The sequence below is a fragment of the Streptomyces sp. NPDC001443 genome, assembly GCF_053597355.1.
In genome coordinates, this window is record NZ_JBSFIA010000037.1 from 26354 (window position 1) to 50376 (window position 24023).

The 24023-nt window shown below is 71.3% G+C and carries 20 protein-coding genes; 6 read left to right on the forward strand and 14 right to left on the reverse strand.

Annotation, left to right across the window (positions count from 1 at the left end; translation table 11 throughout):
• Positions 1-22 precede the first annotated feature (22 nt).
• Positions 23-1285, forward strand: a complete 1263-nt coding sequence (locus tag ACWC24_RS31235) for an MFS transporter (protein WP_450666245.1) — start codon at positions 23-25, stop codon at positions 1283-1285.
• A gap of 215 nt (positions 1286-1500) precedes the next feature.
• Positions 1501-2517, forward strand: coding sequence for a sigma-70 family RNA polymerase sigma factor (locus ACWC24_RS31240; RefSeq protein WP_450666246.1), 1017 nt, complete (start codon positions 1501-1503; stop codon positions 2515-2517).
• Here the strand turns inward: ACWC24_RS31240 and ACWC24_RS31245 are convergent.
• Positions 2401-2787: an STAS domain-containing protein gene (locus ACWC24_RS31245; RefSeq protein ID WP_450666311.1), complete on the reverse strand. Its 387-nt coding sequence runs from the start codon at positions 2785-2787 to the stop codon at positions 2401-2403. The two genes, ACWC24_RS31240 and ACWC24_RS31245, sit on opposite strands and share 117 nt — an antisense overlap.
• A 205-nt stretch (positions 2788-2992) precedes the next feature.
• Here ACWC24_RS31245 and ACWC24_RS31250 point away from each other — a divergent pair, with 205 nt between their 5' ends.
• On the forward strand, positions 2993-3913 hold the full coding sequence (locus tag ACWC24_RS31250) for an AEC family transporter (protein WP_450666247.1): 921 nt from the start codon (positions 2993-2995) through the stop codon (positions 3911-3913).
• Between the two features lie 6 nt (positions 3914-3919).
• On the opposite strand, the gene ACWC24_RS31255 is transcribed toward ACWC24_RS31250, so the two are convergent.
• The 9 genes from ACWC24_RS31255 to ACWC24_RS31295 form a co-directional block, all read right to left on the reverse strand.
• The gene (locus ACWC24_RS31255) at positions 3920-4504 is read right to left on the reverse strand and encodes a Uma2 family endonuclease (protein ID WP_450666248.1); all 585 of its coding nucleotides are present in this window, start codon (positions 4502-4504) and stop codon (positions 3920-3922) included.
• 97 nt (positions 4505-4601) lie between these two features.
• The gene (locus ACWC24_RS31260; protein WP_450666249.1) at positions 4602-5885 is read right to left on the reverse strand and encodes a thymidine phosphorylase; all 1284 of its coding nucleotides are present in this window, start codon (positions 5883-5885) and stop codon (positions 4602-4604) included.
• Positions 5886-5951: 66 nt separating this feature from the next.
• Positions 5952-6353: a cytidine deaminase gene (locus ACWC24_RS31265; RefSeq protein WP_450666250.1), complete on the reverse strand. Its 402-nt coding sequence runs from the start codon at positions 6351-6353 to the stop codon at positions 5952-5954.
• Positions 6350-7612, reverse strand: a complete 1263-nt coding sequence (locus tag ACWC24_RS31270) for an ABC transporter permease (protein WP_450666251.1) — start codon at positions 7610-7612, stop codon at positions 6350-6352. Before ACWC24_RS31270 ends, ACWC24_RS31265 begins: the two co-directional genes overlap by 4 nt.
• A complete protein-coding gene (locus tag ACWC24_RS31275; RefSeq protein WP_450666252.1) occupies positions 7612-8730 on the reverse strand; it encodes an ABC transporter permease in 1119 nt (372 codons plus the stop codon). Before ACWC24_RS31275 ends, ACWC24_RS31270 begins: the two co-directional genes overlap by 1 nt.
• Positions 8727-10484, reverse strand: coding sequence for an ABC transporter ATP-binding protein (locus ACWC24_RS31280; RefSeq protein WP_450666312.1), 1758 nt, complete (start codon positions 10482-10484; stop codon positions 8727-8729). Before ACWC24_RS31280 ends, ACWC24_RS31275 begins: the two co-directional genes overlap by 4 nt.
• Positions 10485-10707: 223 nt before the next feature.
• Positions 10708-11757, reverse strand: a complete 1050-nt coding sequence (locus ACWC24_RS31285) for a BMP family lipoprotein (protein ID WP_450666253.1) — start codon at positions 11755-11757, stop codon at positions 10708-10710.
• A 280-nt stretch (positions 11758-12037) separates the two neighbouring features.
• Positions 12038-13102, reverse strand: a complete 1065-nt coding sequence (locus ACWC24_RS31290; RefSeq protein WP_450666313.1) for a BMP family lipoprotein — start codon at positions 13100-13102, stop codon at positions 12038-12040.
• A 955-nt stretch (positions 13103-14057) separates the two neighbouring features.
• The gene (locus ACWC24_RS31295; RefSeq protein ID WP_450666254.1) at positions 14058-15290 is read right to left on the reverse strand and encodes an amidohydrolase; all 1233 of its coding nucleotides are present in this window, start codon (positions 15288-15290) and stop codon (positions 14058-14060) included.
• Positions 15291-15608: 318 nt separating this feature from the next.
• On the opposite strand from ACWC24_RS31295, the gene ACWC24_RS31300 reads away from it, so the two are divergent.
• A complete protein-coding gene (locus tag ACWC24_RS31300; RefSeq protein WP_450666314.1) occupies positions 15609-16313 on the forward strand; it encodes a class I SAM-dependent methyltransferase in 705 nt (234 codons plus the stop codon).
• Between the two features lie 160 nt (positions 16314-16473).
• Here the strand turns inward: ACWC24_RS31300 and ACWC24_RS31305 are convergent, their stop codons facing one another.
• From ACWC24_RS31305 to ACWC24_RS31320, 4 genes are read right to left on the reverse strand one after another with little or no spacing between them, the layout of a single operon-like run.
• Positions 16474-17559: a hypothetical protein gene (locus tag ACWC24_RS31305; protein WP_450666255.1), complete on the reverse strand. Its 1086-nt coding sequence runs from the start codon at positions 17557-17559 to the stop codon at positions 16474-16476.
• A 56-nt stretch (positions 17560-17615) separates the two neighbouring features.
• On the reverse strand, positions 17616-18554 hold the full coding sequence (locus ACWC24_RS31310) for an N-acetylneuraminate synthase family protein (RefSeq protein ID WP_450666256.1): 939 nt from the start codon (positions 18552-18554) through the stop codon (positions 17616-17618).
• A 13-nt stretch (positions 18555-18567) separates the two neighbouring features.
• Positions 18568-19884 (reverse strand): cytidylyltransferase domain-containing protein, encoded by a 1317-nt coding sequence (locus ACWC24_RS31315; protein ID WP_450666257.1) that lies wholly within the window; start codon positions 19882-19884, stop codon positions 18568-18570.
• 35 nt (positions 19885-19919) lie between these two features.
• Positions 19920-21284, reverse strand: coding sequence for a DUF6716 putative glycosyltransferase (locus ACWC24_RS31320; RefSeq protein WP_450666258.1), 1365 nt, complete (start codon positions 21282-21284; stop codon positions 19920-19922).
• A gap of 198 nt (positions 21285-21482) precedes the next feature.
• On the opposite strand from ACWC24_RS31320, the gene ACWC24_RS31325 reads away from it, so the two are divergent.
• A complete protein-coding gene (locus ACWC24_RS31325; protein WP_450666259.1) occupies positions 21483-22463 on the forward strand; it encodes a glycosyltransferase family 2 protein in 981 nt (326 codons plus the stop codon).
• Complete coding sequence (locus ACWC24_RS31330) at positions 22463-23803, forward strand: polysialyltransferase family glycosyltransferase (RefSeq protein WP_450666260.1); 1341 nt, start codon at positions 22463-22465, stop codon at positions 23801-23803. Before ACWC24_RS31325 ends, ACWC24_RS31330 begins: the two co-directional genes overlap by 1 nt.
• The last annotated feature ends 220 nt before the right edge of the window (positions 23804-24023 follow it).

Genomic DNA, 24023 nt, shown 5'->3' on the forward strand with positions numbered 1-24023 from the left:
AAGGGGTGCCTAGGTTCGAGGTATGTCTCCCGCCAGTACCGGGGCGTCCACCGTCGTGGCCGCCGTCCCACCCGTCCCCGTCCCCGACTCGCGCATCGCCCCCGGCAGCCCCGGCTACCGCCGGATGAGCCTCGCGCTCTTCCTCGCGGGCGTCGCCACCTTCGCCCTCCTGTACTGCACCCAGGCCCTGCTGCCCCTGATCTCCGGCGAGTTCGCCGCCACGGCGAGCCAGGCGAGCTGGACGGTGGCCGCGGCGACCGGCGGACTCGCGCTGTTCGTGCTGCCGATGAGCGCCCTGTCCGAGCGGTTCGGCCGCCGTACGGTGATGACGGCGTCGCTGGCGGTCGCGGTGACGGTCGGGATCCTGGTCCCCTTCGCTCCCTCGCTGGGCTGGCTGGTGGTGCTGCGCGGGCTCCAGGGCGCGGCACTGGCCGGACTTCCCGCGTCGGCGACGGCGTACCTGGCGGAGGAGGTCCGCCCCCGGGCCCTGGTCACCGCGATCGGTCTGTTCGTCGCGGGCAACAGCGTCGGCGGGATGAGCGGCCGGGTGATCACCGGCTGGGTCGCGCAGGAGTGGGGCTGGCGCGTCGCCGTCGGCGCGGTCGGCGTGCTCGCGGTGGGCTGCGCGGTGGCCTTCCGGCTGCTGCTGCCCGCCCCGCGGCACTTCACGCCGGGCTCGCTGCGCCCGCGTCTGCTGCTGAGCACGGTCCGCGACCACCTCGCCAACCCGCTGCTGCGCCGCCTGTACGCGATCGGCGCGCTGTTCATGACGGTCTTCGGCGGTGTGTACACGGTCGTCGGCTACCGCCTGACCGAGGCCCCCTTCTCGCTCCCGCAGGGCATCGTCGGCTCGATCTTCCTCGTCTACCTGGTCGGCACGGTGTCGGCGTCGACGGCGGGCCGTCTGGTCGGCCGGCTGGGCCGGCGCGGCGCCCTGTACCTGGCCGCCGGCACCACGGCGGCGGGCCTGCTGCTGACCCTGGCCGACACCCTCCCGCTGGTCCTGGCGGGCCTGGTGCTGATCACGACGGGCTTCTTCGCCGGTCACGCGGTGGCGTCCTCGGCGGTCAGCAGCACGGCCACCACCGGCCGGGCCCAGGCCTCGGCCCTCTACCAGTCCGCCTACTACGTCGGCTCCAGCGCGGGCAGCATGGCCGGCGCCGCGGCCTACCACGCGGGCGGCTGGGCCGCGACGGTCTGTGTCGGCGTCCTGGCGGTGCTCGGCGTCGTGTCGATCACGCTCCTCGGCACCCGGGCGGCCCGGCTCCAGCCCGCCCCGGCCTGAGCCGCCCCGGCCGTGCCCCGGGGCACGGCCGGCCGCCCGACGGGGCCCCGGGGCACGCCCCCCGCCGGGCCCCGTCCCCCTGCCACCCTTCGGGCACGGCCATCCTGAGCAGGGCTTTTGTCTGGTCCAGAGGTCTTTGTCAGTGGGCTGCGGTAGCTTCCGGAGTGCTGGGGCGCACAGGCGCGTGACAGAACGGCCACAGGGGTGGGTGGACCATGAGTGACGGTACGGCTACGGCGGAGAGCCTCGACATCAGGCTGGAGAGGCACCGCACCGAGCTGACGGGCTACTGCTACCGGATGCTCGGCTCCGCCTTCGAGGCGGAGGACGCGGTGCAGGACACGATGGTCCGCGCCTGGCGCAGCTACGCGAAGTTCGAGGGCCGCTCCAGCCTCCGTTCCTGGCTGTACCGCATCGCGACCAACGTCTGCCTGGACATGCTGACCGCGGGCAACAGGCGTGCCCGCCCCATGGACCTGACGGAGTCGACGCCATTGGTCCGGGCGGCGCTCTCGCCCCGCCCGGACCACACCTGGCTGGAGCCGATGCCGGACGCCCGGGTGCTGCCGGCGGTCCAGGACCCTGCGGAGGCGGCGGTGGCGAAGGAATCGGTGCGACTCGCCTTCATGGCGGCTCTCCAGAACCTCCCGCCGAAGCAGCGGGCGGTGCTGATCCTGCGCGAGGTGCTGGCCTGGCGGGCGAGCGAGGTCGCCGAACTGCTCGACACGACGGTCGCCTCGGTCAACAGCGCGCTGCAACGGGCCCGCACGACCCTCGCCGAGCGCGAGCAGTCCGGCGCGGACGCGGCCGTCTCCGACCCTCTGGACGAGGAGCAGCAGAAGCTCCTGGAGCGCTATGTGGCGGCGTTCGAGGGGTACGACATGACGGCGCTCACCGCCCTGCTGCACGAGGACGCCATCATGACGATGCCGCCGTTCGACCTGTGGCTGACCGGGCACGACGACATCACGGGCTTCATGACGACACTGGGCGCGTCCTGCGCGGGTTCGCGCCTGCTGCCGGTCGAGGTGAACGGCCTGCCGGGCTTCGCCCACTACAAGCCGGACCCCGAGGCCGGCGGGTTCACCCCCTGGTCGATCCAGGTCCTGGAGATCTCAGCCGGGCGGCTCACCGGGTTCCACTTCTTCCTCGACACCAAGCGGTGGTTCCCGCTGTTCGACCTGCCCCTCCACCTCGAAGCAGAGACCGACGAGGCGCAGGAGGGCGCGTAGCGACGGATCGGGGGCCCGCAGCCGTATACGGCCCCCGGCCCGCCGGGCGGCCAGTTCCAGCCGTGCCAGCAGGTCCACGGCGCCGAGCCCTGGCGGGCCCAGCCCGCCGACGTCGACCACGGCGACCCGGGCGGGGCAGGCCCGCACCGCCGCCCGCACGTCGTCGCACAGCCCCGCCACACCCTCCCGGGTGACGGGGCCGACCAGCACGAGTGCAGCGGGTGTCATGGCGTCCACGTGCGATAGACCGGGCGGCGGGCCGTAACTCATCGCGTCGCACGGCGCCCGGCCACGCCCCGCCGCAGGGGTCATATTGACCTTGTGGAGGCCGCCACCGGAGAGTTCGCTGTATGCCACACATATCGTCTCGGCCGACCCCGCCCACGCAGCCCGCACCACCCCTTCCGTACTGCCCTCTTTCGCCCACGGGGCCCGCCCGTTCGCTGTGCGTGGCGGGGTCCGCCGAGGGGGTCCCGTGCAGGGGGTGCTGAGCGGCTTCGCGGTCATCGCGATCGTCATCTGCGTCGGCTACGTCCTGGGGCGGGGCGGTCATCTCGGGGAGCACGGCCGCGAGGTGTTGACCAAGCTGGCCTTCCACGTGGCGTCCCCGGCCCTGCTGTTCACCATGCTCGCCCGCGCCGACCTCTCGGTGATCTTCTCCAGCAGGCTCCTGGTCACGGCGATGAGCACGGCCGCGGTGGCCGGTGTCTTCGTCGCGGTGGGCGTCGTACGGCGCTGGGGCGTCGGCACGACGACGATCGGCGCGCTGTGCTCCAGCTACGTCAACTCCGGCAACCTGGGCATCCCCATCGCCGTGTACGTGCTGGGCGACGCCTCACTGGTGGCGCCGGTGCTGCTGTTCCAGCTGATCGGTGTCACGCCCGTCGCGCTGACGATCCTGGACCTGTCGACCGGGGGCGCGAAGGGCCCGTTGTGGCGACGGCTGCTCACCCCGCTGCGCAATCCGATCGCGGTCGGCTCGCTCGCCGGGGTCACCGTCTCGGCGACCGGGCTGAGCATCCCCGGCCCGGTGATGGACCCGCTCACCCTGATCGGCAACATGTCGGTGCCCGCGGTCCTGCTCGCCTTCGGCATATCGCTGTGCGGCAGCACCCTGCCGGGCCGGGGTCCCGACCGGTTCCCGGTGCTGCTGTCGGTCGCGCTGAAGTCGGTGGGCCAGCCGGCCGCGGCCTGGGCGCTGGCCGCGGGCGTCTTCGGTCTGCACGGAGCACGGCTGCTCGACGTGGTGGTGACCTCGGCCCTCCCGGCCGCCCAGAACCTCTTCACCTACGCCTCCAGCTACGGCGTGGGCGAACGCCTGGCCCGGGACTCGATCCTGCTGTCGACGATGCTGTCGGTGCCGGTTCTGGTGGCCGTGGCGGCGCTGCTGGGGTGACGGCCCTCAGTCAACGGGAAATTCGCTGGTGTCGATGACGAGGTCGAAGGGTGCGGGCAGCTTGAGCGCCTCGCCGAACTTGACCGTGCTCAGCGGACGGTAGACATCGCCCTTGGGATCTCCGTAGAGCGTCACGGCGGGGCCTTCGGGAGCCCAGCGGTCGACCAGGAGGTAAAGCGGAATGCCGGCGGTGGCGTAGGCGGCGGGCTTGCTGATCCGGTCGTGGCGGGAATTGCTCTTGGAGGTGACCTCGACGACCAGTTCGGCCAGGGCCGCCGGGATGTGGGTGTCAGTGTCCGCGCCCTCCCGCACCGGAGCCACCACGATGTCCGGGATGAGCATGCCCAGGCGCGACGGCACGGCGATGGCCAGCGTCTGGAAGACCTCCCAGTCCTCGGGAATCACGGAGTAGAGGCGACGCTGAATGCGAGCCGCGATGAGGTTGTGACGGTACGCGGGAGCAGGTGACACGGTGATGATCCCCTCGATGATCTCCACCTTGCTGCCCTCGGGCCATTCCATCTCCTCCCAGAACCGGACGAGGTCGTCCCAGCTTCGCTCGGGATCCTCACTCACGGTGAGTGCGCGCATGGCGTTCTCCTCCTTCGGTGCGTCATCGATCCCAACATGCCGAACGGGACCGGCGCAGGTCCACCGATCCCGTTCACCCGAAGGAGGAAACCGCAGGTCAGGCGATGCGCTCCAGCACCACCGGGGACGCCGTGAACTGCGTGTCGGCCGGGGCGACGTCGTACGAGCCCTCGACCGCCTCCAGCGCGTACTCGAAGCGCTCGGGCGTGTCCGTGTGCAGGGTCAGCAGGGGCTGGCCCGCGGTGACCGTGTCGCCGGGCTTGGCGTGCAGCTCGACGCCCGCGCCCGCCTGCACCGGGTCCTCCTTGCGGGCGCGTCCGGCGCCCAGGCGCCAGGCGGCGACACCGATGTCGTAGGCGTCGAGGCGGGTCAGCACGCCCGAGGAGGCGGCCGTGACGACGTGCTGCTCCTTCGAGGTGGGCAGCGGGGCGTCCGGGTCGCCGCCCTGGGCCGCGATCATGCGGCGCCAGACGTCCATCGCCGAGCCGTCGGCCAGGGCCTTCGCCGGGTCGGCGTCCTTGATGCCCGCCGCGTCGAGCATCTCGCGGGCCAGCGCGAGGGTCAGCTCGACGACGTCCGCCGGGCCGCCGCCCGCCAGGACCTCCACCGACTCGCGGACCTCCAGCGCGTTGCCGGCGGTCAGGCCGAGGGGGGTCGACATGTCGGTCAGGAGCGCGACCGTCTTCACACCGTGGTCGGTGCCCAGGCCCACCATGGTGGAGGCCAGTTCCCGGGCGTCCTCGATGGTCTTCATGAAGGCGCCGGTGCCGACCTTGACGTCCAGGACCAGGGAGCCGGTGCCCTCGGCGATCTTCTTCGACATGATCGAGGAGGCGATCAGCGGGATCGCCTCGACCGTGCCGGTGACGTCGCGCAGGGCGTAGAGCTTCTTGTCGGCGGGCGCGAGGCCGTCGCCCGCCGCGCAGATCACCGCGCCCGTGGTGTCCAGGACGTGCAGCATCTCCTCGTTGGAGAGCAGCGCCCGCCAGCCGGGGATGGACTCCAGCTTGTCGAGGGTGCCGCCGGTGTGGCCGAGGCCACGGCCGGAGAGCTGGGGCACGGCCGCGCCGCAGGCCGCGACCAGCGGGGCCAGCGGCAGGGTGATCTTGTCGCCGACGCCGCCCGTGGAGTGCTTGTCGGCGGTCGGCCGGGAGAGGGAGGAGAACTCCATGCGCTCGCCGGAGGCGATCATCGCCGCGGTCCAGCGGGCGATCTCACGGCGGTTCATGCCGTTGAGCAGGATCGCCATGTTGAGGGCGGCCATCTGGTAGTCGGCGACCTCGCCGCGCGTGTACGCGTCGATGACCCAGTCGATCTGCTCGTCGCCGAGCTCACCGCGGTCCCGCTTGGTACGGATGACGGAGATGGCGTCCATGGCCATGGCTTTCCTTCCGGGGATTACGAAGAGCGCGGCCCCTCTGCGCTGGTCAGAGGGGCCGCACGGGAGTTACTTGGTGAGGTGGTCCGGGCCGAAGGCCTGCGGCAGCATCTCCGCGAGCGGCAGGATCCCCGCCGGGGTCTCCAGCAGGAGATCCGCCCCGCCGAACTCGTACAGCAGCTGTCGGCAGCGGCCGCACGGAACGAGGATGTCGCCCTTGCCGTCCACGCACGTGAAGTGCGTCAGCCGACCGCCCCCGGTGCGCTGCAGCTCCGAGACCAGTCCGCACTCGGCGCACAGCCCGAGCCCGTACGAGGCGTTCTCGACGTTGCAGCCGGAGACCGTGCGGCCGTCGTCGACCAGGGCGGCGACGCCGACCGGGTAGCCGGAGTACGGCGCGTAGGCGTGGGACATGGCGTCCCTGGCCTGCGCGCGCAGCGCCTCCCAGTCGACGTCGGTGGACGAGGTCACTTGCCCTGCCCCTTCCGGTACGGCAGGCCGTCCGCCTTCGGCATCCTGAGGCTCTGCGCGGACAGCGAGAGCACCAGCAGCGTGACGATGTACGGGGTCGCCGTGACGAGCTGGCGCGGGACCTCGTTCGTGGAGGTGTACCAGACGAACATCAGGGCAGCGATCACCGCGGTGACGACGGCCGGGACGTACTTCTTCTTCCAGGCCAGGTAGGCCGCGCCGAACACCAGCAGGATCGCGAGCAGCAGGATCAGCGCGTGGACGTTGGTCGTGCCGCCGCGCAGGTTGAGGCTGTCGGTGTAGCCGAACAGGCCCGCGCCGAGGGCGAGGCCGCCCGGCATCCAGTTGCCGAAGATCATCGCCGCGAGGCCGATGTAGCCGCGGCCGGCCGTCTGGCCGTCCAGGTACACGTTCGACGCGACGATCGACAGGAAGGCGCCGCCGAGTCCGGCGAAGCCGCCGGAGATGATGACGGCGATGTACTTGTACTTGTAGACGTTGACGCCGAGCGACTCGGCCGCCACCGGGTTCTCGCCGCAGGAGCGCAGGCGCAGGCCGAACGCGGTGCGCCACAGCACCCACCAGGTGATCGGCACGAGCGCGACGGCGACGACGGTGAGCGGCGACAGATCGGTGATCAGACCGCCGATCAGGCCGGCGATGTCCGAGACCAGGAACCAGTGCTTCTCGTTGAGCGTGTTCAGCCAGTCGGACAGGCCGGGGATGTCGAAGGTGCCCAGCGAGTCGATCGGCGGGGACTGCTTGGCGGAGCCCTGCGGAGCGCCCTCGAAGGTGAACTTCGACAGGTAGCGGGTGGTGCCGAGCGCCAGGATGTTGACGGCCACACCGGAGACGATGTGGTTGACGTTGAAGGTCACGGTGGCGATGGCGTGCAGGACGGCGCCGAGCGCGCCGCCGATGATGCCGAAGGCCACACCGACCCACGGGCCCCACTGGTAGCCGGCCCAGGCGCCGAACCAGGTGCCGAGGATCATCATGCCCTCGAGACCGATGTTGACGACGCCCGAGCGCTCCGACCACAGACCGCCGAGGCCGGCGAGGCCGATCGGCACGGCCAGCCGCAGGGCGGTGGACATCTGGCCGGTGGAGGTGATGCCGTCCGCGCCGGTGATCAGCCGGACGATCGAGGTCAGGACCAGCACGCCCGCGATGACCAGCAGGAGTACGGGCAGCGACATACGGCGGCCGGACCTGCCGGGCTTCGCCTGCGGCTTCTTGGCGATGGTCGCGGTGGACATCAGGCCGCCACCTTCCTGTTGGTGTTCTGGGCGGCAGCGGCGAGCTCGGCGCCGACCCGCTTCTGCTGGCGGCGCAGACCCCACTGCCGTACGGCCTCGTACGAGATGACGACCGCGAAGACGATCAGGCCCTGCATGATCGTGGCGATCTCCTTCGGGTACGCCTCCGGAGTCGCGTAGTCGAGGACGGGCGAGGCCTTGTCGAGGAAGGCCCACAGCAGGGCGGCGAACGCGATGCCGCCCGGGTTGTTGCGGCCCAGCAGCGCGATGCCGATGGCGGTGAAGCCGAGGCCCGCCGGGAAGCTCAGGCTGTAGGTGTGGGTGTCGCCGAGCAGCAGCGGCAGACCGGACAGGCCCGCCACCGCGCCGGAGATCAGCATGGAGACCAGCACCATGCGCTTGGCGCTGACGCCGGAGGCGGCGGCGGCCGTCTCCGAGGCGCCGGTGGCGCGCAGGTCGAAGCCGAAGCGGGTGCGGTTGAGGACCAGCCAGTACAGGACGCCCAGCAGGATCGCGAGGAAGACCAGGCCGTAGATCTCACCGACGTCGGCGCCGAGGTCGATGCCCGGGAACCAGCCGGACTCGTGCATGACGCCGGTCGTCATGTTGTTGCCGACCTGTACGCCCCACACGTCCTTCTGGGTGAGGTAGACGATGAGGCTGGTGGCGATGGCGTTCAGCATGATCGTCGCGACGACCTCGCTGACGCCGCGGGTGACCTTCAGGACGCCCGCGATGCCCGCCCAGAAGGCACCGGTGCACATGGCGACCAGCAGGAGCAGCGGGATCTGGAGGGCGCTCGGCAGCGCGATGTTCGCGCCGACGACGGCGGTCATCACCGCGGCCAGGCGGTACTGGCCGTCGACGCCGATGTTGAACAGGTTCATCCGGAAGCCGAGCGCCACACCGATGGCGGCGATGTAGTACAGGGACGCCTGGTTGACGATCAGGACCTGGATGTCCGAGTACGGCAGCTGCTGGAGCATCAGCGTGTACGGCTCGATCGGGTTCTTGCCCGAGGCGAGCAGGACGATCGAGGTCAGCGCGACCGCCAGGACGAGCGCGATGACCGGGCCGGCCACCGCGAGGAGCACGCGCTCCTTGTCGAACTTCTTCATCGGGCCTCGTCCTCCGGACCGGCAGCTTCCTCGGTGGTTTCCACGGTCTCCGCGGCTCCCAGGGACTTCGTGGTGTCCACGGGCTTCGTGGTCTCCACGTGTTCCAGATGGCCGGACGCGGCACCGGTCATCGCCGAGCCGAGTTCCTCCGGCGTGATCGTGGCGGGATCCGCGTCGGCGACCAGCCTGCCGTCGTAGATCACCCGCAGGGTGTCCGACAGGCCGATCAGCTCGTCCAGGTCCGCGGAGATCAGCAGCACGGCCAGGCCGTCGCGGCGGGCCTCGCGGATGCGGTCCCAGATCTGCGCCTGCGCGCCGACGTCCACACCGCGGGTGGGGTGGGCGGCGATCAGGAACTTGGGGTTGTGGCTCATCTCGCGGCCGACGATCAGCTTCTGCTGGTTGCCGCCGGACAGGGAGGCGGCGGTGACGTCGATGCCGGGGGTGCGGACGTCGTACTCCTCGACGATCCGGCGGGTGTCGGCCTGGGCGCCCTTCGGGTCCAGCCAGAAGCCCTTGGCGTTGGGCTTCTCGGTGACGTGGCCGAGGATACGGTTCTCCCAGAGCGGGGCCTCCAGGAGCAGGCCCTGGCGGTGGCGGTCCTCGGGGATGTAGCCGACGCCCGACTCACGGCGCCTGCGGGTCGGCCACGGCGTGATGTCCTGGTCGAGGAAGTGCACGGAACCGGAGTCGGCGTTCTTCAGGCCGATCAGGGCGTCGATCAGCTCGGTCTGGCCGTTGCCCTCGACACCGGCGATGCCCATGACCTCGCCCGCGCGGATGACGAAGGAGACGTCGTCGAGGACGCGCTTGGCCGCGCCGGGGGTGGTGGCCTCGGTGAGGACGTCGGCGCCGCCCGGGGCGCCGGACGAACCGACCGTGGCGGTCTCGGGCTGCGCGCCGAGCTCGCCGAGGGAGGCGCCGCCGCTCGCGTACACGGTGAGGTTGCGCACCTCGATGACGACCCGGTCGGTGACGGTCGACTCCGCCGTCTCGGGGGTGGGCAGCTCGCTGCCGACCATCATCTCGGCGAGCTGGCGCGGGGTGGTCTCGGCGGGGACGGCCGTGCCGACGGTGGTGCCGCGGCGGATGACGGTGATGTCGTCGGCGACCGACAGCACCTCGCCGAGCTTGTGCGAGATGAAGATGACCGAGAGGCCCTCGGACTTGAGTTCGCGCAGGTTGTCGAAGAGCGCGTCGACCTCCTGCGGGACGAGCACGGCGGTCGGCTCGTCGAGGATCAGGGTGGTGGCGCCGCGGTAGAGGACCTTGAGGATCTCCACCCGCTGGCGGTCGGCGACGCCGAGGTCCTCGACCAGGGCGTCCGGGCGTACGCCCAGTCCGTACCGGTCGGAGATCTCCTTGATCTTCTTACGGGCGTTGCCGCCGATGCCGTACAGCTTCTCGCTGCCCAGCACCACGTTCTCCAGCACGGTCAGGTTGTCGGCCAGCATGAAGTGCTGGTGGACCATGCCGATGCCGCGGACGATGGCGTCGGCGGGGCTGCCGAAGGCGACCTGCTCGCCGTCGATCTCGATGGTGCCCTCGTCCGGCTTCTGCATGCCGTAGAGGATCTTCATCAGCGTCGACTTGCCGGCGCCGTTCTCGCCCACCAGGGCGTGCACGGTGCCCTTGCGGACCGTCAGGTGGATGTCGTGGTTGGCGACGACACCGGGAAATCGCTTGGTGATCCCCGTCAGCTCGACCGCGACTGTCGACGGGGCGGTGAGCGGAGGGCTGCTGGACGCGTCGATGGCGCACTCTCCTTGGGAAAGGGGCCGCTCTACGCGCGTAGCGCCCCCGCTTTAAATAGTGCCCGGACCTGATCGTTCATCTTTCACTCACGATCCGTTCCGAGCATTCTGCCGCGCGAACGGGGCGCGGGGGGACATCCTCCCCGCACCCCGTTCCGTGGCCGTAACGCTGCCATTACAGCGCCCTTTTGGCCATGTCTACGACAGGCCTACCAGCGCTGGTTCAGGAGGTCTTGACCGTGATGCTGCCGGACTTGATGGCCTCCTCGGCCTTCTTCACCGCGTCCTGGATGGCGGCGTTGCTCTCGAACGCGGGGTTCGAGTGCGACAGGCTCACGCCACCGTTCTCCAGGCTGCCACGGACCACACCGGTCTCCGGCTTGCCGTCGTGGACGGACTTGGCCAGGTCGTAGACCGCGCCCTCGACGTTCTTCATGGCGGAGGTCAGGATCGAGTCCTTGTACTTCGCCAGCGCGTCCTGCTTGTACTGGTCGGAGTCGACGCCGATGGCCCAGATCTTGTGCTCGTTGGCGGCCTTGATGACACCCTGGCCGGACAGACCGGCGGCGGCGTAGACCACGTCGGCGCCCGCGTCGATCTGGCCGTTGGCCGCGTTCTCACCCTTGTCGGGGCTGGAGAAGCCACCCTCCTGCGCGGTCTCGGTCAGGTACTGCTCCTTGACCGTGACGCCCTTCTTGGTGTCCTCGACGCCCTGCTTGAAGCCGGCACCGAACTTGTGGATCAGCGGGACGTCCACGCCGCCGATGAAGCCCACGGTGTTGGTCTTGGTGGCCTTGGCGGCGGCGACGCCGGCCAGGTAGGAGGCCTGCTCCTCGTGGAAGACCAGGTCGGCGACGTTGTCGGCCTTGATGGTCTCGTCGTCGACGATGCCGAAGGTGGTCTTCGGGTACTTCGCCGCGACCTCCTTGACGGCCGGCGCGTAGGCGAAGCCGACACCGATGACCGGGTTGTAGCCCTTCTTGGCCAGCGTCTCCAGGCGCTGCACCTTGTCCGCGTCGGACTCGCCGTCCTGCGGCTCCACGGCCGTGCTCTTGTAGCCGAAGTCCTTGTCGGCCTTCTCCAGGCCGGCGGTGGCGGCGTCGTTGAAGGACTGGTCGCCCTTGCCGCCGACGTCGTACGCCAGGGCCAGGCCCAGGTTCTTGTCGCCACCGGAGGACGAGGACGAGGAGGACGAGCTTCCGCAGGCGGAAACAGTGACGGCAAGAGCCGCGGTTGCAACGCCTGCAACCGCGATACGGGACACCCGGCGCATGGAACTTGACTCCTTTGTGCAAGCGCCCAAACCAGGCGCTGGTTCCGCCGCAGCGTAACGCGCGTAGACCGGACGGGAAAACCCCTTCTGTCCGGTCCGTTACCGAGCTGTGGCCACAGACACATCCCAGATTACGGACAGCAGCGCGCCCCTTGCGGGAGGCAAGGGGCGCGCTGCTTCGCGGATGCTCTCCGGAGCGTACGGGTCACTGTCCGCAGACCGGGTCCCGCTGTTCCGCCACGACGCCCGTCACGGTCGCGTCGCGTACCGCCGCGTGCGATTACTCCGTCTTGACGGTGACCGTGCCGGCGATGATGTCCGCCTTGGCCTTGTCGACGGCGGCGACGACGTCGGTCATCGCCTTGTACTTCGGGTTGGTGTCGGCGAAGCCCACCCCGCCGGACTTCAGGTCGCCACGCACCTCACCGCTGAGCGGCTTGCCGTCGACGACGGACTTGGCCAGGTCGTAGACCGCGCCACCGACGTTCTTCAGGGCCGAGCCGAGGATGTAGTCCTTGTACTTGGACAGCGCCGCCTGCGCGTACTGGTCGGAGTCGACACCGATGGCCCACACCTTGTGCTCGGCCGCGGCCTTGATCACACCCTGGCCGGACAGACCGGCCGCCTGGTAGACGACGTCGGCGCCGGCCTCGATCTGGCCGTTGGCCGCGTTCTCGCCCTTGTCGGGGCTGGAGAAGCCGCCCTCCGCGGGTGTCTGGGTGAGGTACTGCGACTCGATCTTGATGTTCGGGTTGACGGACTTGGCGCCCTGGTCGAACCCGGCCTCGAACTTGTGGATCAGCGGGATGTCCACGCCGCCGATGAAGCCGATGTGGTTCTTCTTGGTGGCCTTGGCCGCGGCCACGCCCGCCAGGTACGAGGACTGCTCCTCGTGGAAGACCATGTCGGCGACGTTGGCGGACTTGATGGTGGCGTCGTCGATGATGCCGAAGGTGATCTTCGGGTACTTCGCGGCGGCCTCCTTCACGGCCGGCGCGTAGGCGAAGCCGACGCCGATGATCGGGTTGTAGCCCTGCTTGGCGAGCGTCTCCAGGCGCTGGATCTTGTCCGCGTCGGACTCGCCGTCCTGCGGCTCGACGTCCTGGCCGCCGATCTTGAACTCGGCCTTGGCCTTCTCGAAGCCGGCGAAGGCGGCGTCGTTGAAGGACTGGTCGCCCTTGCCACCGATGTCGTACGCGAGGCCGATGCCCTTGGCCGAGTACTTGCCGGACGCGGAGTCACCGCCACCGGCCGAGTCGGTGCTGGACTTGCCACAGCCGACCGCCGCGAGTGCGAGGACCGAGACGGCCACCGCTGCTTGGGAGAACCTGGTCCTCCGAGATATCAGACGCACAGCAAGCACCCTTCATCCCCACGGCACCGTCGAACGGCCCGCTACCCCTTGCGCCGCCACAGGTGGCGATTCCGGCGCACAGTAACGCGCGTAGAAGGGGAGGGGAACGGGGTTCCTCGCGGCCGTTATCGATTCGTGCCGCCGACGGGCCGCATTCGGGCGCCGCCGGTTACGTCCGGATAACTCAAGCGGACGAAGGGGCACATGCCAGGCACCCCCTCCTGGCGTCACGTCAGACGCCAGCCGGGCCAGCTCGATTGCCGTCCCGGACTCCCGCCGGTCCAGACCGATCACCGATCCCGGCGCCCGCCGGTCCAGTCCGATCGCCGAGCCGGGCGCACGCCTGTCCGGGTGCACGCCGAGCCAGGCGGATCGCCGAACCCGACGGCCGATCACCCATCCGGGTGCCCGCCGGTCCGGGTGCCCGCCGGTCCAGTCCGATCGCCGATCCCGGCGCCCGCCGGTCCAGTCCGATCGCCGATCCCGGCGCCCGCCGGTCCAGTCCGATCGCCGAGCCGGGCGCACGCCTGTCCGGGTGCACGCCGAGCCAGGCGGATCGCCGAACCCGACGGCCGATCACCCATCCGGGTGCCCGCCGGTCCGGGTGCCCGCCGGTCCAGGCCGGTCGCCGAGCCGAGTGGTCGCCGAACCGGGCCGGTCGTCGAGCCGAGCGCACGCCGAGCCGACCCGATCGCCGACCCGAGTGCACGCCGAGCCAACCCGATCGCCCGCCGATCCGGGTACCCGCCGGTCCAGTCCGATCGCCGAGCCGAACGCCCGCCGAGCCAGGCGGATCGCCGATCCCGGCACCCGCCGAACCAGGCACCCGCCAAGCCGGGCCGATCGTCGAGCCCGACGGCCGATCGTCGCGCCAGGCCGATCGTCGAGCCGGGTGCGCGTCGCCCCGGCCGGTTCGTGTGCCGGAACCCGGCGGTGCCCGCCCGGCTCAGCCCGCCGCGTCCAGCAGTGCGGCGGCAGTGAACAGCTCCACCCCGACCGTGATCGCGGACTCGTCGGCGTCGAAGTCGCCCTGGTGCAGGTCGCGCACCGTGCGCTCGCCGGGCGTGCGCACACCGAGGCGCGCGAGGGCGCCCGGCACGTGTTCGAGGTACCAGGAGAAGTCCTCCCCGCCGAGGCTCTGCTCGGTGCTCTCCACGGTCTCCGCTCCCCGGCGCACGGTCATGGCGTCCCGCAGCAGCTCGACGACCACCGGGTCGTTCACCACGGGCGGGACCCCGCGCACATAGGTGATCTCCGACTTGGCCCGGTGCAGGTTGGCGACCTCGTCGATCGCGGCGACCACGACGTCGGGCGCCTGCCGCCACGCATCGATGTCCAGGCAGCGCACGGTGCCGGAGAGCTCGGCGTGCTGCGGGATGACGTTCGGGGCGTGGCCGGACTCGATCCGCCCCCAGGTCACGGCCATCCCGCTGCGGGTGTCCACCCGGCGGGCGACGATCGCGGGCACGTCGGTGGCGACCCGGGCCGCGGCGGTGACCAGGTCGGTGGTCAGGTGCGGCCGCGCGGTGTGCCCGCCGGGGCCGTTCAGCGCGATCTCCAGCCGGTCGCAGGCCGAGGTGATGGGACCCGGCCGCAGCCCGATCCGCCCGGCGTCGACCCGGGGGTCGCAGTGCACGGCGAGGATCTGCCGCACCCCCTCCAGCGCCCCGTCCTCGATGGCGTCGACGGCGCCGCCCGGCAGCACCTCCTCCGCGGGCTGGAAGATCAGCCGCACGGGCCGGGGCAGCAGGCCCCGCTCGTGCAGCTCGGCCAGGACGAGCCCGGCGCCCAGCACGACGGTCGTGTGCACGTCGTGCCCGCAGGCGTGCGCCCGGTCGGGCACGGTGGAGCGGTAGGCGCACTCGGTCTTCGCGTCCGGGATGGGCAGGGCGTCGATGTCGGCCCGCAGGGCCAACAGGCCGGGGCCGTCCGCCGGTGCCTCGCCGTCCACACCGATGTCGCAGACGAGCCCGGTCCCGACGGCGAGCACCCGTGGCCGCAGACCGGCCTGCTCCAGCCGCTCCTTGATCGCCGCCGTGGTGCGGAACTCCTGGTTGCCGAGTTCGGGATGCATGTGCAGGTCGCGCCGGAAGGCGACGAGCTCGGCACGCAGTGCCTCGGGCAGCACGCCGGGGAGCACTGCATCAGCGGAAATATCGGCCTCGGACTCTCGGGACATCAATTGGTTCACCCTCTGAAGGGTAGGTCTCCGGGGCGGCCAACTGCCCCTCGAACAACAAAACTTCAACCCGTTAGGGGAAGAAAACCTGGCCGCCGGACGCATAGGCGTCGATTCAGGTGGGTAGACTCGCCCGCTTTTCCGGACGGACGGCGCACCCAGCCACCCTTCAGGCATACCATGCCCCGCCGTACCTACGCCCTTCTGTTCACCCGTCGGAACGGAACCGGGACGCCCCCGGAGCGGGTGCCCCGCCGGGTCCTCGCCCGCCCCGACCGGCCGGGGGACGGGCTCGGCCATCCGGCGGACGCCCCGCCGGTGCGCTCGGTAACCTCCGGCCATGTGACCCACCCCGAGAGCGGTGACCTCGCCGCACCCTTCATATCCGCGACCCGGACCTCGTACGACACCATCGCCGAGGACTACGCCGACCGATTCGCGGACCACCTGATCGCGCTCCCTGTCGAACGTTCTCTCCTCGCCGCCTTCGCCGAGCTCGTGCGGGAGCGGGGCACGGCGCCCGTGGCCGACCTCGGCAGCGGGCCCGGCCACGTCACGGCCCGGCTGCACGCCATGGGTGTGCCGGTCTTCGGGGTCGACCTGTCCCCGCGGATGGTGGAGCTGGCCCGCGCGGCGCACCCCGCGCTCCGCTTCCACGTGGGGTCGATGACCTCGCTGGACCTGCCGGACGCGACCCTCGGCGGGGTGCTCTCCCTCTACTCGATCATCCATGTCCCGGACGATCACCTGCCGACGGCGTTCTCCGAGTTCCACCGGGTGCTGGCACCGGGCGGCCAGGTGCTGCTGGGGTTCCAGTGGCACGAGGAGGAGCGCGGACTGCATCTCGCGGAGCGCTTCGGCCACGCGATCTCGCTGGACTACCACTGGCGCACCCCGGACACCGTGGCCGACCTCCTCGTGAAGGCCGGTTTCCGGCTCCGGGCCCGTCTGCTGCGCGAGCCCGACGGCGAGGAGAGGCTCCCGCGGGCGTTTCTGCTCGCCCACAAGCCCGAGGGGGCCTGACCGACGGGGCCCGCGAGCCCGAGGGGCATGACGGACGAGGCCCGCGCACCGGGGTGCGCGGGCCTCGTCCGGCCGGCCGCCGTGGACGGGCACGGGCCGGGCCGGCCGTCGTGGGGCGGGCGCGTGCGGGGCGGTCACCCCGTACGTTCCCGCCGCGGGTCTACTGCTGGCTCGTCGCGGACACCCGGGTGACGTCCCGTGCCGTGCCCGTGACCCCTGAGAGGAAGCCCTGGGCCCGCGGCGAGGCGTTCTCCGTCAGCCAGCCGGGGTCGATGTCGCAGACCGCGACCCGGACCTCCGTGCCGGCCAGCGCCAGCGGCAGGGTGTGCACGACCGTCGACGGGAAGCTGAGTATCGTCCGCCCGATCGGGCCGCGCCGGGCGATCAGTTCGAGCGGGAGTTCGGGGCGGACGATCTCCAGTCCCGTCTCCCGCGCGAGCCGGTGCAGCTTGTCCGTGCTCTCGCGGCGGTGCGCGAAGTAGCGCGTCGCCCCGTGCGCCCTGGCCAGGGCGCCCACCGCGGTCACGTACCGGTCCGCGTCGACCACGCCGGTCTCCACCAGCGAGGTGCCGACCAGGTCCGCGCCCTTGGCGACCCGGGGCGGGCCGAAGCGGGAGCGGGTCCAGGCGAAGGCGTTCTGAGTGATCGTCACGCCCTCGGGCGCCTCCTCCATGGGCATCGAGGAGAAGATCTCCACCCGGCGGCCGTCGCCCGGGGTCAGCCGGCGCCGGGCCGAGGACGACACCGGCCCGAACAGCACGTCGCGCGGCCCGGGACGGCCCCCCTTGCGGTGCCAGCGCACCAGCCGCTCGCCCCGGGCGAGCTGGGCGACGAACTCCATCGTCGCCGTGCCGTCGTCCACCACGACGAGGTCCCGGGCCCGGGTGATGGTCAGCAGCAGCTGTACGTAACGGGAGAACGGGTCCCCCATCACCACGCGTTCCGCTCCGCGCAGCAGCCGGGACAGGCCGCCGATGGTGCGGAAGGGCGCGGCCGCACCGCCCCGCGCCTCCTCCCAGCGGACCTCGTGACCGTCCTCGCGGGCCAGCTCCGCCATCCGGCGCAGCTGACCGCGGGTCATCGGGTCCATCGGGGACAGGACGACGAGGGTGAACCCCGTGCCGGACCGCTCCGGGCCGCCCAGCCCGTGCGCATGCGCCCATTCGAGCACGTTCAGCAGCTGAACCGGGCTCTCCACGAAGGCGAGCGTGTGGGGGGTGCCGGTGGTCCCGGCGCGAGGGTTCATCGACGTACGACCGTCCCGTAAGCCACTCGGAGTCGGACTGGGGGCCGAGCCGGTGCTCAGACCGAGACCGGCTCGCCCGCGGCGGCGGCGATCTCCGCCTCGGCGACGACACCGGTGACGCGGCGCAGCTTCTTCATCGGGCCGAGCTCGGAGTCGTAGACCTTCTTGACGCCGTCGCCGAGGGAGGCCTCGATGGTGCGGATGTCGCGGACGAGGCGGGTCAGGCCCTGCGGCTCCACGGAGGCGGCCTGGTCCGAGCCCCACATGGCGCGGTCGAGGGTGATGTGGCGCTCGACGAAGGTGGCGCCGAGGGCGACCGCGGCGAGCGTGGTCTGCAGGCCCGTCTCGTGGCCGGAGTAGCCGATCGGGACGTTCGGGTACTCGGCCTGCAGGGTGTTGATGACGCGGAGGTTGAGCTCCTCGGCCTTCGCCGGGTAGGTCGAGGTGGCGTGGCAGAGCAGGATGTTGTCCGAGCCGAGGACCTCGACCGCGTGACGGATCTGGCGCGGGGTGGACATGCCGGTGGAGAGGATGACCGTGCGGCCGGTGGCGCGCAGCGCGCGCAGCAGCTCGTCGTCCGTCAGGGAGGCGGAGGCCACCTTGTGGGCGGGGACGTCGAACTTCTCCAGGAAGGCGACGGCCTCGGTGTCCCACGGGGAGGCGAACCAGTCGATGCCCCGCTCCTTGCAGTGCTCGTCGATCTGGCGGTACTCGTCCTCGCCGAACTCCACGCGGTGGCGGTAGTCGATGTAGGTCATCCGGCCCCAGGGGGTGTCGCGCTCGATGTCCCACTGGTCGCGCGGGGTGCAGATCTCGGGGGTGCGCTTCTGGAACTTGACGGCGTCGCAGCCGGCCTCGGCGGCGGCGTCGATGAGCTTGAACGCGTTCTCCAGCTCGCCGTTGTGGTTGATGCCGATCTCACCGACGACGTAGACGGGCCGGCCGGGGCCGGCGGTCTTGGAACCGAAGGTGCGCAGACGGGAGTTGGTGCTCATGGCAGAGATGTCCTTACTGGGGGAGGGAGTCGAGAGAGGGGCCGAGGATCCAGCTGGCGATCTCTCGGATCGCGCCGTCGCCACCGGGGACAGTGGTGACCGCGCGTGCGGCGCCGCGCACGACGTCGTGGGCGCTCGCGACCGCCACGGGCCAGCCCACGAGGGCGAAGCACGGGAGGTCATTGACGTCGTTGCCGACGTAGAGCACGCGCTCGGGCGCGATGCCCTGCTCCTCGCACCACTGCTTCAGTGCGAGGTCCTTGCGGTCGATGCCGTGCAGCACCGGGAGCTTGAGCTTCCGGGCCCGGGCGGCGACGACCGGGTTCTGTTCCGAGGACAGGATCAGCATCTTCAGGCCGCTCCTGCGAAGGGCCGCGATGCCGAGTCCGTCCCCGCGGTGCACGGAGACGAACTCCCGTCCGTCGGCGTCGATCAGCACCCGGTCGTCGGTCTGGGTGCCGTCGAAGTCGAGGACGACCGCGTCGATGTCGTCGGCGGTCGGCAGCGACGCGGGGAGTTCCGCGTCGAAGAGGGGGGCCAGGGCGCGGGCGCGGGCGAGATCGTGCGGGTCGTCGATCTCCAGCACCCGGGCCGGGTCGGTGCGCACCAGTTCGGTACGGCCGAAGAAGCGGTGCCGGTGCGTGCGGAAGCCGGTGGCCTCCATCGCGTAGGCGGCGCCGGTCTCCAGCAGGTCCTGGGGGCGGTCCTGGCGGCGCGGACGGAAGGACTTGTCGTGGTTGACGCCGTAGCCGCCCTCGGTGACGGCCGGGTCGGCGACCTTGGTGCCGCCGCCGACCTCGTCGGCGCGCCCGCTCTCGTCGGCGCGTCCGGTCTCGACGACCGCCGGTTCGTCCGCCGCGTCCCGCCAGAGGAAGCCGTGGAAGGGTGCCACGGTGACCGCCGTGTCGGCGCCGTGCTCGACGACCGCGCCGGCTACGCCGTCGATGTCCTCGCGGAGGATGAAGGGACTGGTGCACTGCACGAGGAGCACCGCGTCGACCCGGGAGCCGTGCAGGGCCTCGTGGGCGTCCATGGCGTGCAGGACGGCGGCCTCGGAGGTGGCGGTGTCGCCGGCGATGGCGGCGGGCCGCAGCACGACCTCGGCGCCGGCCTGCCGGGCGGCGGCGGCGATGGTGTGGTCGTCGGTGGAGACGACGACGTCGGTCACCAGCCGGGAGGCACGGCACTCGCGCACCGCGCGGGCCACCAGCGGGACGCCGCCGACGGCCGCGAGGTTCTTCGCGGGCACGCCCTTGGAGCCGCCGCGCGCGGGGATCACCGCGAGCACCCGGCGCACCGAAGCGCCTTGGCCCGCTTCCGGGTTGGACATGGGTTCCACTCCTTGGGCTGTCGTCTCGGCGGCGCTCACAGCTCGCCCATCCGCCGGATCACGGGGGCGACGCGCTGCACTCCGTGGCGGTAGGCGCCGCGCGCCGCCCGGCGCACGATCTGCCGGACCGCTCCGGGCTCCTTGTCGGCCGCCGGGGCGCCGGGCAGCGGGGCGCCGTCGGGGCCGAGGTGGTGGCGGGCGAGGATGCCGGGCAGGTATCCGGGCGCGGTCTCGGGTGTGTAGTACGGGGTCAGCGGCGGCAGTCCGCCGGGGCGTTCGAGGAGCTCGGTGATCCGCTCACGGGCCGCGTCGAAGGCGGTGGCGTAGGAGCCCGGTCCGGCGGGGGTGCCCGCGGGCGCGACGCCCTGGCGGGCGACCCACTCCTCGTCGGGCACCGGCCGGTGGCCGGCGTCGAGCTGGTCCCAGGAGGCGAGCAGGCCGGAGCCGACGAAGTGGTGGTTGCCGTGCATCTCGCGCACGCCCAGGTCGGTCAGGACGACGGTCGGGATGCGGCGGTGCAGGGCCTCCAGGGCGGCCGTCGAGCTGACCGTGACCAGCAGGTCGGTGCGGTCCAGGACCTCGCCCATGTGCCCGTACACCAGGCGGAAGTTGGGCGGCGGGTCGGCCTTCTGCACCAGCTTCTGGTACGGCAGTTCCTCGATGTGCGTGGTGTGCTCGCCCGGCTTGGAGCGCAGTTTCAGCAGCACCTCGCGCCCGGGGTGCTTGCGGGCGTGCCGGATCAGCCGCTCCAGCAGGTACGTACGGTCCTTGCGGCTGGCCGGGACGGACGGCTGGGCGGCGAAGACGACGGTGTAGGGCCTGCCCCCCTGCTCCGCGGCCGGGTCGGGCTCGCCGGTGTAGGGCGCTCCGCCGAGGAACGGCAGGGCGACCTCCGTGACGGACGAGGCGTCGGCGCCGACCCCCGCGTAGACCGCGCGGAACCGGTCCGCGTCCTGCCGGGAGTTGGCCAGCACGAGATCGGCGCCGTGGCGCAGCAGCAGGCCGTCGGCGAGCTTCTCGTAGACGACACCGACGTAGCCGGTGACGACGACGGGACGCTCGGCGCGGTCGGCCCAGACGTGCCGCAGGCCGTGCAGCATCGCCTGCACACCGCCGCCGACCAGCGCGAGGACGAGGACGTCGTAGGACTCCTCGCCCATCGCGCGCAGGAACTCGGCGGCGGTCACCTCGCGGAGCGAGTCGGCGTGGACGCCGACCTCCTGGAGCTGACGGGCGGTGGGGGTGGCTCGGCCCCGCAGGAGGTAGCCGTCCAGGCGGATGTCCGTTTCACCCTCTTCGGCAGAAACGGTACGCTTCGCGGTGAGCGCGCCCCATTTCCATCGGGTGTCGGAATCCGCGAGTACGGCGACTCGCAGGGCGTTCGTTGCACTTGCTGGCACGCCGTCGACCGTAGGAAGGCATTCCCAGGATCCGCCCAACCCGAAAGCAACAAAGGGTTAACAGCACATCGACGAATGGGGTTTCCGGGCCCTCCGGGCGCTCATGAAGTCCCGGTTCACGGGTTCGCCACACGCAGTTCACCTGACATCAAACCAACGGTAAAGACGGGTGCCGGGCGGCCCTCTAACGTCACTCCCGTGGTCAAGCTCTCCGTCATCGTGCCGTTCTACAACGTGCAGCAATACGCGCCGGACACTCTCAAAAGCCTGCGGGCGAACACTCGCGACGACTTCGAATTCATTCTCGTCGACGACTGTTCGCGTGACGGGACCCCGGACATCCTCGCGCGCGCGGAACGCGAGCTGCCGGGAGCGGTGCTCGTCAGACACGAGCAGAACGGGGGACTCGCGACCGCGCGCAACACCGGGATCGACCGCGCGCGCGGCCGGTACCTGACGTTCCTGGACGGCGACGACTGGCTCGCACCCGGCTACTACGACCGGCTGGTCGCCGCCATGGAGGAGCTGGACTGCGACTTCCTGCGCACCGACCACGTCCAGTGCACCGGCCGGGCGCGCACGGTGCACCGGGTGCCGCACGGCCGGCGGGGCGTGGTGATGGAGCCCCGCGCGGCGATCCTGCCCGCGGACCGGTCCACGTCGGTCGACTACGCGTACGCGTGGGCGGGCATCTACCACCGCCGGCTCGTCGACCGGGGACTGCTGCATTTCACCCACGGACTGCGCACGGCCGAGGACCGGCCCTGGATCTGGAAACTCCACCGGGAGGCGGAGTCCTTCGCCACGGTGAACCTGATGGGCGTCTTCTACCGGCGCGGAGTCGCCTCCTCGCTCACCCAGATCGGCGACGTCCGGCAGCTCGATTTCATCCGGGCGTTCGATCAGGTAATCGAGGAAACGGCGCTCGATCCCGAGGCGGATAAACTGCTGCCGAAAGCAGTGCGCACCTATTGCGCGATCATGGCTCATCATCTCGGATCAATCGAGAGGTTCGAACCCGCCGTGGCTCGAAAATTGCGCTCCCTGAGCTCCGCCGCCCTGAAGCGAATGCCGCAGGACGTGCTCGGGGAAGTGATGGACACGATGGACGCCCAGCGCGCGAGCCGGCTGCGCCGACTGCGCCGCAGGCCCGTGTCCGCCCGGACGGTGGCCGCCTGATGCCCCGCACCACCCGCGTCTTCTGCGCGTCCACGCTGTACGGCGCCGCGACCCTCGCCGCCGCGCTGGACGCCGGGCTGTTCGAACCGACCGACCGGCGACTGCTGCTCGTCACCAACAACGCGGCCAACCCCGAGACCACGCCCGCCGTCGACGAGATGCCGGGCTTCGCCCGGATCGCCGAGCGCTTCGACCGGGTGCTGTCCTGGAACGAGACGATCGCGCCGTTCCACCCCGGCGGCTGGAGCCCGCGCGGCGACGACATCCCCATGTGGGAGCGGTACGTACGGCTCCAGTGGGGGCTCGGCGACGACGAGGTCCGACTGGCCGTCGAGTCCGTGCACGTCAATCCCTCGCTCGCGGTGTGCCAGCTGTTCACCGGCGCCCCCGTCGACGTCTACGCGGACGGCCTCATAAGCTATGGCCCCACCCGGGACAAGATCGATCCGCTGGTCGGCACCCGGATCGGACGGCTGCTGCACCTCGATCTCGTACCGGGACTGACCCCGCTGCTACTCACCGAGTTCGACGTCAGGCCCGAACTGGTGCCGGGCGAGGCCTTCCTGAAGGTGCTGGGCGAGCTGGCGCAGGACGAGACCGAACCGCCGGACGCCGACGGGCAGCCGGCGCTGCTGCTGGGCCAGTACCTCAGCGCGCTCGGCATCCTCGACGACGCCGGGGAGGAGCAGCTCCATCTGGGCATGGTCCGCGGCGCCGTCGCGCTCGGGCACCGCAGGCTGGTGTTCAAGCCGCACCCGGTCGCGCCCGCCCGCTGGTCGCGGCTGCTCCAGGACGAGGCGGCCCGGCTCGGCGCCGAACTCACCCTGCTGGAGCGGCCGGTGCTCGCCGAGGTGGTGTTCCAGCGGATGCGGCCCGCGCTCGTCGTCGGCTGCTTCTCCACCGCGCTGCTGACGGCCGCGGGGCTGTACGGCATCCCGGTGGCCCGCGCCGGCACCGACGGCGTACTGACCCGGCTCACGCCCTACCAGAACAGCAACCGGGTGCCGGTCACCCTGGTCGACGCGCTGCTGCCCGACCTCGCCGACCGGGCGGCGGTGGAGAACTGGGCGATGCCGTCGCCCGAGCGGGTGGCACAGCTCGCGGCGCTGCTCACGGCGGTCGGGTTCGCCATGCAGCCCAAGATCTACCCCGGGCTGCGCGGCGCGGCCGAGGACTATCTCTCCCGGCACCTGAACACGCGCACCTGGCGCTACTTCAAGCGCCGTCGGCTGACCGCGCTGGCCCTGCCCGGCGCCGTGCCCGCGCAGCTCGCCTTCATCCCGCGCAACGCGACCGTGCGCCGCCTGGCGCGCCGGGCCAGGGCCCTGTCCCGGCGCTGAGCGCCCCGCCCCCGTCCCACCGCGTCACCCCCGTTCCTCCACAGGAGCGGGGGCGGCGCGCTTTCGCTTAACCCAGGCGTCAACCTGACGCCCGTTCATTCATCTGTGCGACATGTGTCCGATGCCCAGGTGTCAGCGCTGAATCTCCTGTCATACGTCAGTACTTCGTACCGTCCGGTCATCGACGACCACCACGACGATGGACACGACCCTGCCGAGA